At 74.2% G+C, this 17,285-nt stretch carries 17 protein-coding genes; 4 read left to right on the top strand and 13 right to left on the bottom strand.

All coding sequences use genetic code 11. The annotated features are described in order from the left end of the window. The first annotated feature begins 399 nt into the window (after nt 1-399). On the top strand, nt 400-1,128 hold the full coding sequence (locus BS73_RS34910) for a hypothetical protein (RefSeq protein ID WP_051940196.1): 729 nt from the start codon (nt 400-402) through the stop codon (nt 1,126-1,128). Here the strand turns inward: BS73_RS34910 and BS73_RS21195 are convergent. From BS73_RS21195 to BS73_RS21145, 11 genes are all read right to left on the bottom strand, one after another. Further along, entirely contained in the window at nt 1,107-1,448 is a 342-nt protein-coding gene (locus tag BS73_RS21195) for a histone-like nucleoid-structuring protein Lsr2 (RefSeq protein WP_037574800.1), read from the bottom strand. The genes BS73_RS34910 and BS73_RS21195 overlap by 22 nt on opposite strands. Nucleotides 1,449-1,607: 159 nt before the next feature. Next, a complete protein-coding gene (locus BS73_RS21190; RefSeq protein ID WP_037574798.1) occupies nt 1,608-2,111 on the bottom strand; it encodes an amino-acid N-acetyltransferase in 504 nt (167 codons plus the stop codon). Nucleotides 2,112-2,178: 67 nt separating this feature from the next. Next, on the bottom strand, nt 2,179-2,664 hold the full coding sequence (locus tag BS73_RS21185; RefSeq protein ID WP_037574796.1) for a BlaI/MecI/CopY family transcriptional regulator: 486 nt from the start codon (nt 2,662-2,664) through the stop codon (nt 2,179-2,181). A 96-nt stretch (nt 2,665-2,760) separates the two neighbouring features. Next, the gene (locus BS73_RS21180) at nt 2,761-2,940 is read right to left on the bottom strand and encodes a hypothetical protein (RefSeq protein WP_037574794.1); all 180 of its coding nucleotides are present in this window, start codon (nt 2,938-2,940) and stop codon (nt 2,761-2,763) included. 142 nt (nt 2,941-3,082) lie between these two features. Next, nucleotides 3,083-4,888: a lysine--tRNA ligase gene (gene lysS, locus BS73_RS21175; protein ID WP_051940194.1), complete on the bottom strand. Its 1,806-nt coding sequence runs from the start codon at nt 4,886-4,888 to the stop codon at nt 3,083-3,085. A gap of 140 nt (nt 4,889-5,028) precedes the next feature. After that, nucleotides 5,029-5,952, bottom strand: coding sequence for a hypothetical protein (locus BS73_RS34905; protein WP_152617677.1), 924 nt, complete (start codon nt 5,950-5,952; stop codon nt 5,029-5,031). Between the two features lie 61 nt (nt 5,953-6,013). Next, nucleotides 6,014-6,799, bottom strand: coding sequence for a type III pantothenate kinase (locus BS73_RS21165; protein ID WP_037574790.1), 786 nt, complete (start codon nt 6,797-6,799; stop codon nt 6,014-6,016). Nucleotides 6,800-6,853: 54 nt separating this feature from the next. Beyond that, on the bottom strand, nt 6,854-7,849 hold the full coding sequence (nadC, locus tag BS73_RS21160) for a carboxylating nicotinate-nucleotide diphosphorylase (RefSeq protein WP_051940192.1): 996 nt from the start codon (nt 7,847-7,849) through the stop codon (nt 6,854-6,856). Between the two features lie 133 nt (nt 7,850-7,982). Beyond that, on the bottom strand, nt 7,983-9,659 hold the full coding sequence (locus tag BS73_RS21155) for an L-aspartate oxidase (protein WP_235215480.1): 1,677 nt from the start codon (nt 9,657-9,659) through the stop codon (nt 7,983-7,985). Between the two features lie 74 nt (nt 9,660-9,733). Beyond that, nucleotides 9,734-10,678 carry a pantoate--beta-alanine ligase gene (gene panC, locus BS73_RS21150; protein ID WP_084704809.1) on the bottom strand — a complete coding sequence of 315 codons (945 nt, stop codon included), beginning with the start codon at nt 10,676-10,678 and terminating at the stop codon, nt 9,734-9,736. A gap of 86 nt (nt 10,679-10,764) precedes the next feature. After that, nucleotides 10,765-11,685: a Rossmann-like and DUF2520 domain-containing protein gene (locus BS73_RS21145; RefSeq protein WP_037580492.1), complete on the bottom strand. Its 921-nt coding sequence runs from the start codon at nt 11,683-11,685 to the stop codon at nt 10,765-10,767. 129 nt (nt 11,686-11,814) lie between these two features. Between BS73_RS21145 and BS73_RS21140 the strand changes: the two genes are divergently transcribed. Beyond that, on the top strand, nt 11,815-12,954 hold the full coding sequence (locus tag BS73_RS21140; RefSeq protein WP_051940191.1) for a threonine aldolase family protein: 1,140 nt from the start codon (nt 11,815-11,817) through the stop codon (nt 12,952-12,954). Nucleotides 12,955-12,967: 13 nt separating this feature from the next. Here BS73_RS21140 and BS73_RS21135 read toward each other — a convergent pair whose 3' ends face one another. Both BS73_RS21135 and BS73_RS21130 read right to left on the bottom strand, forming a co-directional pair. Next, on the bottom strand, nt 12,968-13,618 hold the full coding sequence (locus BS73_RS21135) for a response regulator transcription factor (protein ID WP_037580489.1): 651 nt from the start codon (nt 13,616-13,618) through the stop codon (nt 12,968-12,970). Between the two features lie 14 nt (nt 13,619-13,632). Beyond that, on the bottom strand, nt 13,633-14,865 hold the full coding sequence (locus tag BS73_RS21130; protein ID WP_037574788.1) for a sensor histidine kinase: 1,233 nt from the start codon (nt 14,863-14,865) through the stop codon (nt 13,633-13,635). A 186-nt stretch (nt 14,866-15,051) separates the two neighbouring features. Between BS73_RS21130 and BS73_RS21125 the strand changes: the two genes are divergently transcribed. Together BS73_RS21125 and BS73_RS21120 are read left to right on the top strand one after the other, a co-directional pair. Beyond that, on the top strand, nt 15,052-16,104 hold the full coding sequence (locus BS73_RS21125; RefSeq protein ID WP_051940190.1) for an SAM-dependent methyltransferase: 1,053 nt from the start codon (nt 15,052-15,054) through the stop codon (nt 16,102-16,104). Continuing rightward, complete coding sequence (locus tag BS73_RS21120) at nt 16,101-17,270, top strand: NADH-quinone oxidoreductase subunit D (RefSeq protein ID WP_037574786.1); 1,170 nt, start codon at nt 16,101-16,103, stop codon at nt 17,268-17,270. Before BS73_RS21125 ends, BS73_RS21120 begins: the two co-directional genes overlap by 4 nt. The last annotated feature ends 15 nt before the right edge of the window (nt 17,271-17,285 follow it).

Here is a 17,285-nt window from a genome sequence, read left to right as displayed (position 1 = left end):
GACGGGACAGCTCACTTCAACCGTCGACTACCCGCCGCCGAGCGGTCCCCCGCGACGGCCGACAACTGCTCCAACCAGTTGCTGGGGGACGATGTTCCCGCAGGCCAGCCGCATGACGCCAGTGCCGCTACGCCCGTGGCGAACGCCGTACCCGACACGCCGCTCAGCGCACCCGGACCTACCTGCATTTCTACCCCTCCGAGCGGGTCTTCCATGCGGTTCCGGAGCCCTGCGGATGTTCGCCCGACGTGAACCCCGCGCGCACCCCGAGCCGTCCTCCCTCCGTCCCCCGGGAACGTCCTCAATCGGACGACGCGCGAAAGGAACTGACGGTTCGCCACCCGCGACCGGGAGGGGTACGGGGAGTAACCGGAGCCCGCGCCGCGCGTTGGACACGGCATGCAGTCGGGGCAGCCGCCCGGCAGGCCCGCCGGGGCCGGAGCGCCGGGCAGAGCAGCAGACGTCCAGCCGGTCCGGCCGGGCGCCTCGGACATCCCGGGCGCCTGGGGCGTCCCGGATCTCCAGGGCGTCTCGGACGTCGTCGACGTGCGGTTGCGCCCCGGTCTGGAGGCGCTGGCCGGCTGGGTCCGCCGGGGCAGGCCGACCGGTCCGGTCGCCGCCGCCCCGGCCGCGGGCCGGCTGCTGCTGGCCGTGGCCCCGGGGCTCGCCGACGAGCTGCCCGGCCTGCTGGACTGGCTGGGCTGGGGCGGCGTACCGCTGGATCTGCGCGGCCGGCGGCTGGCGCCGGGGCCCGCCGATCCGGCTCCGGGACCGCTGGTCTGGCTGCGGCCGCCGGCCGAGGACCGGCCTCCGCTGGGTCTGGACCTGGGGGGAACCCAGACCCTGTACCGGCTACTGGACGCACTCGCCGTGGCGACGGCGCGCGCCCTCCTCCATGCGCCTGCGCCCGTAGGACGGACGCCGGTGCACCGCCCGCCCGCCCACCGGCTGCCCGCCCAGCGACAGCAAGCCCAGGCACAGCAGGCCCAGGCACAGCAGCCCCGGGGCCAGCAGGCCCAGGCACAGCAAGCCCGGCGGCAGCCCGCCCGGCGGGGTCCCGCCGCCCCTGCCGGCGGTACGGCGGCTCTGGCTCTACAAGGCGCCGCTCAGCTGTGGGCCTTCTCATAGGCCTCACGGATATTGCCGGGGACCCGGCCCCGGTCGTTGACCTCGTATCCGTTCTCCTTCGCCCAGGCACGGATCTTCGCGGTGTCCTGGGAGGTGCCCACAGAACGGGTGCCGCGGCCGCGACTCCGCCCGGAGCCGATACGGCCGCTCTGCTTGCGGCCCTTCTCGGTGTAGGGCTGGAGGAGCTCGCGCAGCTTCCCGGCATTCTCATGGGTGAGGTCGATCTCGTAGGCAACCCCGTCAAGAGCGAACGTCACGGTCTCGTCCGCCTCGCCACCCTCGAGATCGTCGACAAGAAGTACCTGAACCTTCTGGGCCACGGGCTTCCCTTCCTCTAAAGGTCCCTCGAAATCGCGGATTACCTGAGGAAAGGAAACCGCTTTTCAGCCGAAAATTCAAACCCCGGGGCGGTCAGCGTCCCGGAGACCCGCTCCGAGCTCGCGAGTCGCCGGTCAGAAGGGGCGGATCGTCCCGTTCCCTCAGAGGTGCAAGAGCATGCGGGTGTTGCCCAGGGTGTTCGGCTTCACGCGTTCGAGATCGAGGAACTCGGCGACGCCCTCATCGTAGGAGCGGAGCAGCTCCTCGTACACCCCGGGCTCGACCGGGGCGCCGCCGATCTCCTTGAAGCCGTGTTTGCCGAAGAAGTCGACTTCGAACGTCAGGCAGAAAATACGGTTGACGCCGAGCGCACGGGCGGCGTCCACCAGCTGATCGAGGATGCGGTGGCCGATACCGTGCCCCCGGCAGGAGGAGTGGACGGCGAGAGTGCGGACTTCGGCGAGGTCCTCCCACATCACATGGAGAGCGCCGCAAGCCACTACTTGGGCGGTGTCGCGGCGCTCCGCCACCCAGAACTCCTGCACCGACTCGAAGAGGGTGACGGTCGGCTTGTCGAGCAGGATGCGTTCGCGGGCGTAACCGTCCACAAGCGCGCGGATGGGCCGCACATCGGCCGTCCGCGCACGGCGGATGGTGACCTCCATCAGTCTCCTCGCGGGTCCGGCCCGTAGTCCCACCCGTAGTCCCGAAGCGGGTTCGATCGGGCCGACGCTATCGCGAAGTGCCGGTCTCCGGCTTCTCGTTATCCGCGCCGCCGGCGACGCCGGTATCCGCACTATCCGGTGTATCCGGGCTATCCGGAGCACTCTCGTCCGAGCCGGTCTGATCCGAGTCGGTCTCGGGAGAGAGCACACGAAGGGCGTCGCGGAGGGACTCCTGCTGTTCCGGAGTCATCATCCCGAAGAAGTGCACCAGGGCCGCCGCCGGGTTGTCCGCGGTCGCCCAGGCGTCGTTCATCAGCGCGGCGGTGTACGCCTCCCGCGTCGACACCGGTTCGTACCGGTACGCACGGCCTTCCCGGTCCCGGCGCAGCCAGCCCTTCTGGTAGAGCTTGTCCATCACCGTCATCACCGTGGTGTAGGCGATCTCGCGCTCCCGGAGCAGGTCCTCCAGAACCTCTCGGACCATCACCGGGCGGTTCCACTGCCACACCCGGGTCATGATCTCGTTCTCGAGTTCGCCGAGTTGACGCGCCATGGACGTTTTTTCCTCCGCCGTACTCGACAGAACTCCGGACAAACCTGCCAAAGCAGGCCGCTCTCTCCGAAATACCATCTGGCGGAGGAAATACCGCTACGCCGCGCCGCCGTCCCGCTGCTCGAGCGCGGCGAGCTGGGCGACGGTGATCGCCTCGGCCGCGGCGTCCTCCTTGGCGGCGTTGGCCCCGCCCTGGTTGCGGAAGATCGTGCGGATGAGGAAACCGAAGGCCACGGCCATCACCACGGGCGGCGTGAGCGCCTCCAAGTACTGCATTCCGTTACCACCTCGGGGGTGCGGGATTCGTCGTCGATCGACTGCGAGGGCCGGAAACGGGCCCTGCCTGAGGCTACCCGAGACGGCCCCGGACACCCCGCAGCGGGGCGCCCGGGGCGGTCTCGCGCCGGACGGCGGGCGCTCAGCCGCCGAGCAGCCGGCGCACCCGCTCCTCGCCCACCGCGAGCAGCAGCGTGGGCAGGCGCGGGCCGGTGTCCCGGCCGACCAGCAGGTGGTAGAGGAGGGCGAAGAAGGAGCGCTGGGCCGTCTTGATCTCCGGCGGCAGCTCCTTCGGCCCGGCCTCGGCCGGGAAGCCCGCCTGCACCTTCGGCACCCCGTACACCAGGTGCGTCAGCCCATCGAGTGACCAGTGCTCGCCGAGGCCGTCCAGGAGGAGCCGGATCGACTCCCGGCCCTGCTCGTCCAGCGCGGCCAGGGTCTCGGTGTCCGGCTCGGAGCGGACCACGGTGCGGGACTCGGCGGGGACGTGGGTGCTGATCCACGCCTCGGCCTTGTCCAGCCGGGGCCGGACCACCGCCAGGTCCGTGACCGGGTCCTCCGGGTCGAGCTCGGAGAGGATGCGCAGGGTCTGCGCCTCGTCCCCGGCGGTGACGTCGGCGACCGAGGCCAGCGTGCGGTACGGCAGCGGCCGCTCGGTGCGCGGCAGCTCACCGGCGGCGGTGCCGACCGCCCGGCGGTACGCGGCCACGTCCGCGGCCAGCGCGCTGCCGTCGGCGACCTTGGCGGCGAGCTTGTCCCACTCGTCGTAGAGCCGCTGGATCTCCTGGTCGAAGGCGATCTTGAAGGACTGGTTGGGCCGCCGGCGGGCGTAGAGCCAGCGCAGGATCTGCGGCTCCATGATCTCCAGCGCGTCCAGCGGGGTGGGCACCCCGCCCTTGCTGGAGGACATCTTCGCCATCCCGCTGATGCCGACGAAGGCGTACATCGGGCCGATCGGCTGCTCGCCGCCGAAGATGCCGACGATCTGCCCGCCGACCTGGAACGAGGACCCCGGCGAGGAGTGGTCGACGCCGGAGGGCTCGAAGACCACGCCCTCGTACGCCCAGCGCATCGGCCAGTCGACCTTCCAGACCAGCTTTCCGCGGTTGAACTCGGTCAGCCGGACGGTCTCGGTGAAGCCGTCCAGGGTGCAGGTGTAGGTGAGCTCCGTCGTCTCGTCGTCGTACGCGGTGACGGTGGTGAGGTCCTTGCCGCACTCCCCGCAGAACGGCTTGTACGGGTAGTAGCCGCCGGCGCCGCCGCTGCCGTCGTCCTCGCCGGCCGCCCCGGAGCCCTCGGCGGCCGCCAGCTCGGACTCGTCGGCCGGCTTCTGCTGCTTCTGCGCCTGCTTCGGGGGCGCCTTCCTAGTGCGGTACTGGGCGAGGATCGCGTCGATGTCGGCGCGGTGCCGCATCGCGTGGAGGATCTGCTCGCGGTACACGCCCGAGGTGTACTGCGCGGTCTGGCTGATGCCGTCGAACTCCACGCCGAGGGCCGCGAGGGCCTCGGTCATGGCCGCCTTGAAGTGCTCCGCCCAGTTCGGGTAGGGCGAGCCGGCCGGGGCCGGGACCGAGGTCAGCGGCTTGCCGATGTGCTCGGCCCAGGACTCGTCGGTGCCGGGGACGCCGGCCGGGACCTTGCGGTAGCGGTCGAAGTCGTCCCAGGAGATCAGGTGCCGCACCTCGTACCCGCGGCGGCGGATCTCGTCCGCGACCAGGTGCGGGGTCATCACCTCGCGGAGGTTGCCGAGGTGGATCGGGCCGGACGGGGACAGGCCCGAGGCGACGACGACCGGTTTCCCCGGGGCACGACGCTCGGACTCGGCGATGACATCGTCCGCATAACGGGAGACCCAGTCCTGGGCCTCCGTGCTCGTGCTCTGGGCCACGGTCCTTTTCGTCCTTCTCTGTGCGGTCGGGTGGCGCGGACGCGATCCGCGCACGGCCATTCTCCCAGCAACCCGCCGTTGCTTCGGGGGCTGCCTCCGAACCGCGGTCCGGACGGGGGTGGACGCGGCGCCGCGGCGGCCGGATACCGGCCGCCGCGGCGGGGTGCCGAGCAGGCGCCCGACCGGCGCCGTGGGGCCGGTCAGCCGGTCCCGGTGGGGAGATGGGCGCCGGGCCGCACACCGCCCGGGAAGAGGTCGCCGGGGGTGGGGACGCCCCGGCGGCGCTGCTTGTCCGCCCCGTCCGCGGCGGAGCCCGGCGCGGGCCTCCGGGCGGGGTCGCCGGCGGAGCCGCTCCCGGCGGAGGCGGCGGAGCCGGGCGCGGTGCGCGCTGGGGTGCGCGGAGTGGTGCGCGGAGCGTCGGCCGGCGGGGTCGCCTGGGCCGGGGACTCGCCGGAGTCCTCCGCGCGGTCGGCGGCGTCACGTGGGTTCATCGGATGGGTACCTCCGAGGGGTGCGGCTGCCGGGACGCCACCGGCGGCGCCCCCGATCAGCAGTTCCAGACCGCGGTGGGGGCGGGACTTGGAGACCACCGCCCGCACCACCGGCCGGTCGGGCCGGTCCGGCCGGTCCCGTCCCTGGAGGGGACGGCGGACGCCGGGCTCGGCGTTCGACTGGCAGAGCGACCTGAGCCGGTTGCGGCGCTCCCGCTCCTCCGGGCCGCACGGCAGGGCGGCGAGCCGGCGGAGCGCGGTCAGATCCTCGGCGTCCGGGACGTAGCCGTCGTGGACGGCCTCCTCCAGGCGCTCCAGATAGCCGGGGGCGGAGCCGGGGAGGGCCGCCCGGTAGCGCACCAGCTCCGCCAGCAGGAAGGCCCGCAGCCGGCCGCCCTCGCGGACGGCCTCCTCGATCGACTCGGCGAGACGGGCCGTCTCCTGGACGTCCTCCAGCCGCTCCGCCTCCCGGACGGGGTCGCGCGGCAGTACGTGCGCCCCGGTGCGCTGGGTCGGGGGGAGGACGTGGGACGGCAGCTGAGAGCGCAGGTTCTCAGCGAGGGCTCGTCGCAGCACTCGCAGTTCGTCGGCGCTGAAGGCCATGCCGCCGCGGGCTCCGTGTGGCGTAGGCATGGGTCGACCATACGGAACGAAACCGGAAAATCGGACGAACCACGCGGATCGCCCGGGGTTTTCACGCCGCCGCGTTGCGCTCGAAGACCAGTCGGAGACCGATCAGCGTCAGCCAGGGCTCGTGGACGTCGATGCAGGTGGCCTCGCCGAGGACCAGGGGGGCCAGCCCGCCGGTGGCGATCACGTGGACCTCGTCCGGGTCGTCGGCGAGCTCCGCGGCCATCCGCGTCACCACCCCGTCGACCTGGCCGGCGAAGCCGTAGAGGATGCCGGCCTGCATCGCCTCCACCGTGTTCTTGCCGATCACGCTGCGCGGGCGGGCCAGTTCGATCTTGCGCAGCTGGGCGCCGCGCGCGCCCAGCGCGTCCACCGAGATCTCGATGCCGGGGGCGATCGCCCCGCCCACGTACTCGCCGCGCTCGCTCACCGCGTCGAAGGTGGTGGCGGTGCCGAAGTCGACCACGATGCACGGCCCGCCGTAGAGGTGGGCGGCGGCCAGCGCGTTGATGATCCGGTCGGCGCCGACCTCCTTGGGGTTGTCCATCAGGACGTGGACGCCGGTCTTCACGCCCGGCTCGACCAGCACCGCCGGGACGTCTCCGTAGTACCGGCGGGCGACCTCGCGGAGCTCGTGGAGGACCGCGGGGACGGTGGAGCAGACGGCGATGCCGTCCACCGCGTCGTCCTCCAGCACGGGGTGCGCCCCCATCAGGCCCTGGATGGCCACGGCGAGTTCGTCGGCGGTGCGCCGCGGGTCGGTGGAGATCCGCCAGTGCTCCACGATCTCCTCGCCGTCGAAGAGGCCGAGGACGGTATGGGTGTTGCCGACATCGATGGTGAGCAGCATGTCCTGGCGGTCCTACATCTTCTCGTCGTGGCGGGCGTGAACGGGGCTGGAGGATTATCCGCGCAGGTCGAGACCGATGTCCAGGACCGGGGACGAGTGGGTGAGCGCCCCGACCGCCAGATAGTCGACGCCGGTCTCGGCGACCTCGCGGGCCCCGTCGAGGGTCAGCCCGCCGGAGGCCTCCAGCCTGGCCCGGCCGGCCACCAGGGCGACCGCCTCGCGCAGCTCGGGGACGGTGAAGTTGTCCAGCAGGATCAGGTCCGCGCCGGCCTCGAGCACCGGGGCGATCTGGTCGATCCGGTCCACCTCGACCTCGATCGGCAGCTCCGGGAACCGCTCGCGGACGGCCTGGAACGCCTTGGCGACGCTGCCGCCGACGGCCACCACGTGGTTGTCCTTGACCAGGGCCGCGTCGGAGAGCGACATCCGGTGGTTGACCCCGCCGCCGGCCCGCACCGCGTACTTCTCCAGGGCGCGCAGGCCCGGGGTGGTCTTGCGGGTGTCCCGGACGGCGGCCTTGGTGCCCTCGATCGCGTCCGCCCAGGCGCGGGTGGCGGTGGCGATGCCGGAGAGGTGGCAGAGGAGGTTGAGGGAGGTGCGCTCGGCGGTGAGAAGGTTGCGGGTGGTGGTGGTGACCGAGAGGAGCTTCTGGCCGGCCTCCACCCGGTCCCCGTCCGCGACGTGCCGCTCGACCTCGAAGGCCTCCTCGGCGAGGAGGGAGACCACCGCCTCGGCGATCTGCAGCCCGGCCACCACGCCCGCCCGGCGGGCGGTGAAGTCGCCGGTGGCGACGGAGTCCTCGGGGACGGTGGCGGCCGAGGTGACGTCCTCCCCGCCGGCCAGGTCCTCGGTGAGCGCGAGCATCGCGATGTCCTCGACCTCGACCGGGTCGAGGCCGGCCGCCCGGAGCAGCTCCTGCAGGCCGGCGTCCAGCCCGCACGGCGGGGCCTCCTCGCCGGCCTCGCCGGAGCCGCCGCAGGCGCAGCCGGCGCCGCAGGTGTCACCGGCCCCGCCGCCGATGAGGGTGAGGTCGGGGTGCTGCTCGTTCATGGCGTTTCCTGACTCCGGTCGGTCGTACGGGGTGGGAGGGGGTCTGTCGGGGCGGGACGGGGGTGCTGCGGGACGGCGGTGCTGCGGGAGGGTGCCGCAGGACGGGGGTGCCGCGGGGGCGGCGGGCGATCCGTCAGGCGGTGGACAGCCCGTCCGGGGTGAGGCGGGTGACCAGATGGCGCCGCCAGCGCCGGTCGTCCCGGTCCGGGAAGTCCTCGCGCCAGTGGCAGCCGCGGGTCTCCTCGCGCAGCCGGGCGGCGGCGGTGAGCGCGGTGGCGACCAGGTGGAGGTTGGTGGCCTCCCAGGTCTCGGTCTGCGGCGGCTCGCCCTTGGCCAGGTCGGCCGGGGGCAGCTCGGCCAGCCGGTCGGCGGCCTCGGCCATTCCGCCGGCCTCCCGCAGCACGCCGACGCCCCGGGTCATCAACCGCTGGACCTCCGCCCTGGTCTCCGGCGCCAGCAGCGGGACGGTGCGGGCGGCGGCCGGGTCGCCAACCGGCTCGCGGTGCGGGAGGCGGCCGGACCGGTGCCGTTCGGCCAGGTCCTCCGCGATCCGCTCGGCGTAGACCAGGCCCTCCAGCAGGGAGTTGGAGGCCAGCCGGTTGGCGCCGTGGACGCCGGTGCAGGCGGCCTCCCCGCAGGCGTAGAGGCCGTCCACGCTGGTCCGGCCGTGGAGGTCGGTGCGGACGCCGCCGGAGGCGTAGTGGGCCGCCGGGGCGACCGGGATCGGCTCGGTCATCGGGTCGATGCCGTGCGAGCGGCAGGAGGCCAGGATGGTGGGGAAGTGCCGCTCCCACAGCTCCCGGTCGAAGCCGGTGCCGTCCAGGTACATGTGCTCGGCGCCGGTCTCCCGCATCCGCCGCATGATGCCCTTGGCGACGATGTCCCGGGGGGCCAGCTCGGCCAGCTCGTGCCGCCCCACCATGAAGCGGACGCCGTCCGCGTCCACCAGCTTCGCGCCCTCGCCGCGGACCGCCTCGGAGACCAGCGGCTGCTGGCCCTCGGCGTCCGGGCCGAGCCAGAGGACGGTCGGGTGGAACTGGACGAACTCCAGGTCGGTGACCTCGGCGCCGGCCCGCAGGGCCAGCGCCACGCCGTCGCCGGTGGAGACCGCCGGGTTGGTGGTGGAGGAGTACAGCTGGCCCATTCCGCCGGTGGCCAGCACCACCGCGCGGGCGTGGACGGCGCCCACGCCGTCCCGCAGGCCCTCCCCCATGACGTGGAGGGTCACCCCGGCGGCCCGGCCCCGGGCGTCCGTCAGCAGGTCCAGCACCAGGGCGTGCTCGATCAGCTCGACGTCCGGGTCCCGGTGGACCGCGGCGACCAGGGCGCGGGATATCTCGGCGCCGGTGGCGTCCGCGGCGTGCGCGATCCGGCGGCGGTGGTGGCCGCCCTCCCGGGTCAGGTCGATCCCGCCGGAGGCGTCGGTGTCGAAGACCGCGCCGGTGGCGATCAGCCGGCGGACCGCGCCCGGGCCCTCGGTGACCAGCACCCGAACGGCGTCCTCGACGCAGACTCCGGCGCCGGCGACCAGGGTGTCCTGGAGGTGCTGCTCAGGGGTGTCGCCCTCGCCCAGCGCGGCGGCCACCCCGCCCTGCGCCCAGCGGGTCGAGCCGTCGTCCAGCAGCGCCTTGGTGACCAGCAGGACCCGCAGGCCCGCGGCCCGCACCCGGAGGGCGGCGGTCAGTCCGGCGACGCCGGAGCCGACCACCACCACGTCGGTACGGGCCGTCCAGCCGGGCGGCGGCGCGGCGAGGCGGTGCGGCTGCCCGGCGTCCTGCCGGCGGCCTTCCATCTGGATCTGGGCGTCCATGGGCCTGCTCCGTCGGGTTCCGGCATGCGCGGCCGAACGCGGATGCCTGGTGGTCGCGCCGAGGCGCCGCTCGCTCACCCGACCGGCCCCCGTTCGCTGCGGACACGGTACGCCGGGGCGCCGTCGGCGGCGATGGCGGGCCGCGCCCCCGGGGCCGGGTCGAAGCGCAACCGGACGTTGTCGATCAGCCGGGTGGCGCCCACCGTGGCGGCGACCGCGAGCACCGCCTCGCCGGTGTAGGCGTCCGAGGTCACCGGGGTGAACCCGGCCGGGTCGACCAGGTCGACGTAGTCCAGGACGACGGGCGGCTCGGCCCGGGCGGCGGCGTCGAGCACCGCGCGGGCGGCGCGGACGGCGGCGAGCGGGCCGGCGGCCAGGGCGGCCTCGCGGCCGGCGAACAGCGCCCGGGAGAGCTCGCGGGCGGAGACCCGCTCGGCCTCGGAGAGGTAGACGTTGCGCGAGGACAGGGCCATCCCGTCGGCCTCCCGCACGGTCGGCACGCCGACGATCTCCACCGGGAAGTTCAGGTCCCGCACCATCCGCCGGACCAGGGCCAGCTGCTGGGCGTCCTTCTCGCCGAAGAAGGCCGCGTCCGGGGCGGTCAGGTGGAGCAGCTTGGCGACGACGGTGAGCATCCCGTCGAAGTGGCCGGGCCGGCTGGCGCCCTCGTAGTGCTCGCCCATCGGGCCGGCGGAGAGCCGGACCTGCGGCTGCCCGCCGGGGTAGACCTCCTCGGCGGAGGGGGCGAAGACCACGTCGGCGCCCTCCCGGGCGCAGACCAGCAGGTCGGCGTCGAGGGTGCGGGGGTAGCGGTCCAGGTCCTCGCCTGCGCCGAACTGCAGCGGGTTGACGAAGACGGTGACCAGCACGGTGCCGTCCGGGCCGGCCCAGTCGCGGGCCGAGCGGATCAGGGCGGCGTGGCCGTCGTGGAGGGCGCCCATGGTCATCACCACCGCCCGGCGGCCGACGATGTCGTGGACGGCGCTCCAGGCGGCGAGCTCGGCCTTGCCGGAGACCAGCGCCGGGGCGCCGGTCGCGGGGAGGCTCGCCGGGGCGGCCGCGGTGCCGGCCGGGGCGGTGGTCGCGGTGGTGGTCGTCGCGATGGTCACGATGCGTCTCCTTCGTCGCCGAGGGCGTCCAGCAGCCGGGCCGCCGCGTCCTCCTTGAGGATGCCGTTGGACAGCGCCCGGGCCGTGGTGGCCCTGGCCATCGCCCGGTAGCTGTCCAGCGCCTGCGGGGAGGTCCGGGCGAGCTCCGCGAGGTGGGCGCGGACGGTCCCCGCGTCGCCGCGGGAGACCGGGCCGGTCAGGGCGCGGTCGCCGGAGCGCAGGGCGTTGTCCAGGGCGGCCCCGAGCAGCGGGCCGAGCATCCGGCCGGGCTCGGCCACGCCGGCCTCCCGCAGCAGGTCCTCGGCCTGGGCCACCAGGGTGGTCAGGTGGTTGGAGCCGTGCGCGAGAGCGGCGTGGTAGAGCGGGCGGGCGGACTCCGGGATCCACTCCGGGTCGCCGCCCATCTCGACCACCAGGGCCTCCGCGATGGGCCGGTACTCCGGCACCGTGGTCACCCCGAAGGGGCAGCTGACCAGGCGGTCCACGTCCACCGTGGTGCCGGTGAAGGTCATCGCCGGGTGGAGGGCCAGCGGCAGCGCGCCGGCCTCGGCGACCGGGGCGAGCACCGCGATGCCGTGCGCGCCCGAGGTGTGCGCCACCAGCTGGCCGGGGCGGACCGCGCCGGTGGCGGCCAGCCCCGCGGCCAGCTCGGGGAGGACGTCGTCGGGGACCGTGAGGAGCACCAGGTCGGCCGCGGCCATCACCTGAGGCGGCGTCACCAGGCGCACCCCGGGCAGCAGCTCCGCGGCCCGGCGGCGGGAGCCCTCGGACACCCCGGAGGCGGCCACCACCTGGTGGCCGGCCTGCTGGAGGGCGGCGCCGAGCGCCGGGCCGACCCGGCCGGTGCCGATCACGCCGACGGCCATCCTGGCCGGGCGGTCCTCCGGGCTGCCCGCGTCCCAGGGGTCGCCGGGCATGCCGAAGGGCGGTTGCGCGTCGCTCACGTCGTACTACCTACTTCCGTTCCAGTCCTCGCGGGTACCGGACGTACCCGGACATGGTAACGAGTCGGCTCCTCCAGGTGGAGGGTGCGAGATGATCGGGGCATGGACGACCAGGACCTGCAGGAGCGGCTGGCCACGGCGTGGCGCGGCTGCGACCGGATCTTCTCCGGGGTGAGGCCGCGCACGCTGCGCGACCGGATCGCCGAACTCGCCGGACCGGAGGTCGAGGCCGCGTACGACCTCGGCGAGCCGACCGACATGTACGGGAACGGCGTGGTGGCCGCCCTGGAGAAGCGGGTCGCGGGGCTGCTGGGGACGGAGGCCGCGGCGTTCTTCCCCACCGGGACGATGGCCCAGCAGGTCGCCCTGCGGTGCTGGTCCGAGCGGACCGGCAACCCGATCGTGGCGATGCACCCGCTGGCCCACCCGGAGGTCCACGAGCGGCTCGCCTACAGCTGGCTGAGCGGGCTGCGGAGCGTCCGCACCAACGCCGAGCCCCGGCAGCCGACGGCGGACGAGATCCGGGGGATCGCCGAGCCGTTCGGCACCCTGATGCTGGAGCTGCCGCTGCGGGACGCCGGGTTCCTGCTGCCGGAGTGGGACGAGCTCGTCGAGGTGGTGGGCGCCGCGCGGGAGCGGGACGCGGTGGTGCACTTCGACGGGGCGCGGCTGTGGGAGTCGGTGGACCGGCTGGGCCACGAGCTGCCGGAGATCGCGGCGCTGGCGGACTCCGTGTACGTCTCCTTCTACAAGACCCTCGGCGGGATCAGCGGTGCGGCGCTGGCCGGGTCCGAGGAGCTGATCGGGCAGGCGAAGACCTGGCGGCACCGGTACGGCGGCCAGCTCTTCGAGCAGTGGCCGGCCGCGCTGGCGGCGCTGGCGGGCATCGAGCGGGAGCTGCCCCGGCTGGGGTCCTATGTCGCGCGGGCGCGGGTCGCGGCGGAGGTGTTCGGCGAGGTGCTGGCCGCCGAGGGGCTGCCCTTCGGCGGCGTGTGGCCCTCGGTTCCGCACACCCACCAGTTCCGGCTGTGGCTGCCGTTCGCGGCGGAGCGGCTGCAGGCGGCGGCGCTGCGGCTGGTCGAGAAGACCGGGGTCGGGTTCGTCCGGGGGTGGCGGGACGGCGGCCTGCCGGGCGTCTCCGCCTTCGCGGAGGTCACGCTGGCCGCGCCGGGCGCGGAGTGGTCCCGCGAGGAGATCGCGGAGACCTTCCAGAGCTTCCTGGCGCAGGCGCGGGAGGGCTAGCGCCCGGAGCGTGCTAGCCGCCCGCGCGGACCAGGCCGGTCTCGTAGGCGAGTACCACCGCCTGGACGCGGTCGCGGAGGTTCAGCTTGGTGAGGATGCGGCCCACATGGGTCTTCACGGTGGCCTCGGAGAGGGTGAGGCGGGCCGCGATCTCGGAGTTGGAGAGGCCCTGGGCGACCAGCAGCAGCACCTCCCGCTCGCGGTCGGTGAGGCGGGCCAGCTCCGGCGGCTCCGCCGGGCCCGCCGCGCTCGGCAGCACCCGCGCGAAGCTGTCCAGCATCCGCCGGGTGGTGGTCGGCGCGACCACCGCGTCACCGGAGTGGACGGCCCGGATCGCGGCCACCAGCTCCAGCGGCGGCACATCCTTGAGGAGGAACCCCGCCGCCCCCGCCTTCAGCGCGGCGAAGGCGTACTCGTCGAGGTCGAAGGTGGTGAGGATGAGCACCTTCGGCGCGTCCGGCCCGGCGCAGATCCGCCGGGTCGCCTCGACGCCGTCCAGCCGCGGCATCCGGACGTCCATCAGGATCACGTCGACCGGGGTGCGCGCGGCCTCCTCGATCGCCTGGACGCCGTCCCCCGCCTCGGCGACGATGTCGATGTCCGGCTGCGCCTCCAGCACCATGCGGAAGCCGGTCCGCAGCAGCTCCTGGTCGTCGGCGAGCATGATCCGGATCGAACTCACGAGGCGGCTCCGCGGGAGGGGCTGGGGTGGCTGCCGTCCGGTTGCAGCGGCAGCCGGGCGAGGATACCGAAACCGCCGCCGGGCAGCGGCTCCGCGCGGATGCTGCCGCCGACCATGCCGACCCGCTCGCGCATCCCGATCAGGCCGTGGCCCAGGCCGTCCCGGCCGCCCTCGCGGGCGAGCTCCGCGGTGCTGCCGCGGCCGTCGTCCTCGACCGCGAGGTCGAGCCCGTCGGTGCCGAAGGCCAGCCGGACGGTGGCGGAGGCACCGGGCCCGCCGTGCTTGCGGACGTTGGTCAGCGCCTCCTGGACGATCCGGTACGCGGTCAGCTCGACCCCGCGCGGCAGCGCCCGCGGCTCCCCCTGGACGCTCAGCACCACCGGCAGCCCGGAGGTGCGGGCCTGCTCGATGAGTTCGGGCAGCTGCTCGACGCCGGGCTGCGGCACATACGCGTCGCCCGCGTCGGAGGACCGCAGGATGCCGAGGAGCCTCCGCATCTCGGCGAGCGCCTGGCGGCCGGTGGAGGCGATGGTCTCCAGCGCGTTGCGGGCCTGCTCCGGCGAGGAGTCCAGGACGTACGCGGCGCCGTCCGCCTGGACGATCATCACCGAGACGTTGTGCGCGACCACGTCGTGGAGCTCGCGGGCGATCCGGGCCCGCTCCGCGGCCACCGCGATCTTGGACTGGGCGTCCCGCTCGCGCTCCAACCGGGCCGCGCGGTCCTCGAGTTGGGCGTAGTAGGCGCGCCGGGTGCGGGTCAGCCGGCCCAGCACCCAGCAGGCCGCGAGTGGGGTGGAGAAGAAGAGCCCGAAGAGGGCGCGTTCCAGCATCGGCTGCGGCGGGATGCCGATCTCGAACCGCAGCGCCGTGAGCGGCCCGGCCAGCAGTCCCGCGAAGAGCGCCAGCCGGGAGGCCCAGGGACGTCCGACGTTGGCCGCCGTGTAGGCGATGGCCAGCAGGGCGACGTCGGCGGAGGTCGGATGGAAGCCGGCGGCCAGCTGGAAGAGGCCGAGCGCGGCGGCGGCCGCGGTCACCGCGTTCGGCCACCGCCTGCGGAGGCTGAGGAGGACGGCGAGGGCGAGGCAGAAGGCGAGGTAGACGGACCAGAGGTGGTACCCACCTGGCCGGACGCCCCGCCCCGCCAGGGCGGCCAGGACCAGCAGGAGCAGGCCCCACCCGGAGTCGACCAGGGTGGGGTGCCTGCGGAACCAGCCGTAGAGGGTTTGCACGCTGTCAAGGTTAGGCAGCTCCACGGGCTCCCCGGGTCCCCCGCCAGGGCGATCCGTCTACTCCACAGGTCGGAGGAGAAGCTCGCGGCTCGCGGGCGGGAGTAGCGTACGGCGGGCCCGCTTCCGGCGGGCCGTACGGCGGGCGGCGTACGACGGTCGGTGCAGGCGAGGGCGAGGGGGTCCGGGGTGGGCGGCGGCCGTTGGCTGGGGTGGGCGGAGGCGGCGGAGCGGGCGCTGTACGGGCCGGGCGGCTTCTTCCGCTCGGCCGAGGGGCCGGCCGCGCACTTCCGCACCTCGGTGCACGCCTCCCCCCGGTTCGCGGACGCGGTGGCCGGGCTGGCCAGGCTGATCGGCGCCGGGACGGTGGTGGACGTCGGCGCCGGGCGGGGGGAGCTGCTGACCGCGCTGGCCGGGCGGCTGCCGGACTCGGTGCGGCTGGTCGGCGTCGAACTGGCGGACCGGCCGGCCGGACTGGACCCGCGGATCGGCTGGGCGGAGGCGGTACCGGAGTTCCCCGCGGAGGCGCCCGGGCTGCTCTTCGCCAACGAGTGGCTGGACAACGTGCCGGTGGAGATCGCCGAGGTGGACGGCGAGGGGACGGCCCGCTATGTGCTGGTCGATCCGGAGAGCGGGGCGGAGCGGCTGGGCGATCCGGTGTCCGGGACCGACGCCGAGTGGCTCCGCCGCTGGTGGCCGCTGGCGGCGGCGGACGGCGCCGAGGGGGTCGAGCCGGGCTTTCGGGCGGAGATCGGCTGCCCCCGGGACCGGGCCTGGGCCTCGGCGGTGGCGCGGCTGCCGCGCGGTCTCGCGGTCGCCGTGGACTACGCCCACGCGGCCGGCGCGCGCCCGCCCTTCGGGACGCTGACCGGGTATCGGGAGGGCCGGGAGGTGCGCCCGGTACCTGACGGTACGTCCGATCTGACCTGCCATGTGGCGCTGGACTCCTGTCTGGCGGCGGCCGAGGAGCGGGCGAAGGAGTCCGGGATCTCCGTCCACAGCCTGTGGACGACGCAGCGCGCCGCCCTCCGCGCGCTCGGCGTCCACGCCGAGCGCCCCCCGCTGGCGATGGCCGCCACCGACCCCGCCGGCTACCTCACCGCGCTGGCCGCCGCGGGCGAGGCGGGCGAGCTGGTCGACCAGGCCGGCCTCGGCGGCTTCGGCTGGGCCATCCAGAGTGTGGACATGGCGATACCGGCGCGGCTGGCCGGCCTTCCGGAATGGCAGACTCTGTGCCCATGAGGGAGACGACCGTCGGCATCGGCGCGGGGGCGAACGAGCTGCAGACCGAGCTGGGCACCAGCGACATGGTGCTCAACATCGGCCCGCAGCACCCGTCCACCCACGGGGTGCTGCGGCTCCGGCTGCGCCTGGACGGCGAGCTGATCACGGCGGCCGAGCCGGTGATCGGCTATATGCACCGGGGCGCCGAGAAGCTCTTCGAGGCCCGGGACTACCGGCAGATCATCATGCTGGCCAACCGGCACGACTGGCTCTCCGCCTTCGCCAACGAGCTCGGCGTGGTCCTCTCCGTGGAGCGGATGCTCGGGATGGAGGTCCCGGAGCGGGCCACCTGGATCCGCACCCTCCTCGCCGAGCTCAACCGGGTGCTCAACCACCTGATGTTCCTCGGCTCGTACCCGCTCGAACTGGGCGGGATGACCCCGATCTTCCACGCCTTCGCCGAACGCGAGCAGCTCCAGCACGTGATGGAGGAGGCCTCCGGCGGCCGGATGCACTACATGTTCAACCGGGTCGGCGGGCTGAAGGAGGACCTCCCCAACGGCTGGCTCGGGCGGGTCCGCTCGGCCGTGGCGGCGGTGCGCGGGCGGATGGACGTCTTCGACCGGCTGGTGCTGGGCAACGAGATCTTCCGCGGGCGGACCAGGGGCGTCGGCGTCCTCGCGGCCGACCTCGTCCGGGCGTACGGGGTGAGCGGCCCGATCGCCCGCGCCTCCGGCGTCGACTTCGACCTCCGCCGGGACGAGCCGTACCTGGCGTACGGGGACCCGGCGCTGGCCTCGGCGCTGCGGGTGCCGGTCCGTCAGGAGGGCGACTGCCTGGCCCGGTTCGAGTGCCTGCTGGAGCAGACCCACAACTCGCTGGACCTGGCCGACGCCTGCCTGGACCGGCTGGACGAGCTGCCGCAGGGGCCGGTCAACCAGCGGCTGCCGAAGGTGCTGAAGGCGCCCGAGGGGCAGACCTACTCCTGGACCGAGAACCCGCTCGGGATCAACGGCTACTACCTGGTCTCGCGGGGCGAGAAGACGCCGTGGCGGCTGAAGCTGCGCTCGGCCTCGTACAACAACGTCCAGGCGCTGAGCGAGGTGCTGCCCGGGACGCTGGTGGCGGACATGGTGGCGATCCTGGGGTCGATGTTCTTCGTGGTCGGGGACATCGACAAGTAGCCGCCGGGGGACGGC

Source organism: Phaeacidiphilus oryzae TH49 (genome assembly GCF_000744815.1).
Taxonomy (GTDB): domain Bacteria; phylum Actinomycetota; class Actinomycetes; order Streptomycetales; family Streptomycetaceae; genus Phaeacidiphilus; species Phaeacidiphilus oryzae.
The sequence above is the reverse complement of the archived record's forward strand: the minus strand, read 5'-3'. Positions and strand labels throughout refer to the sequence as shown.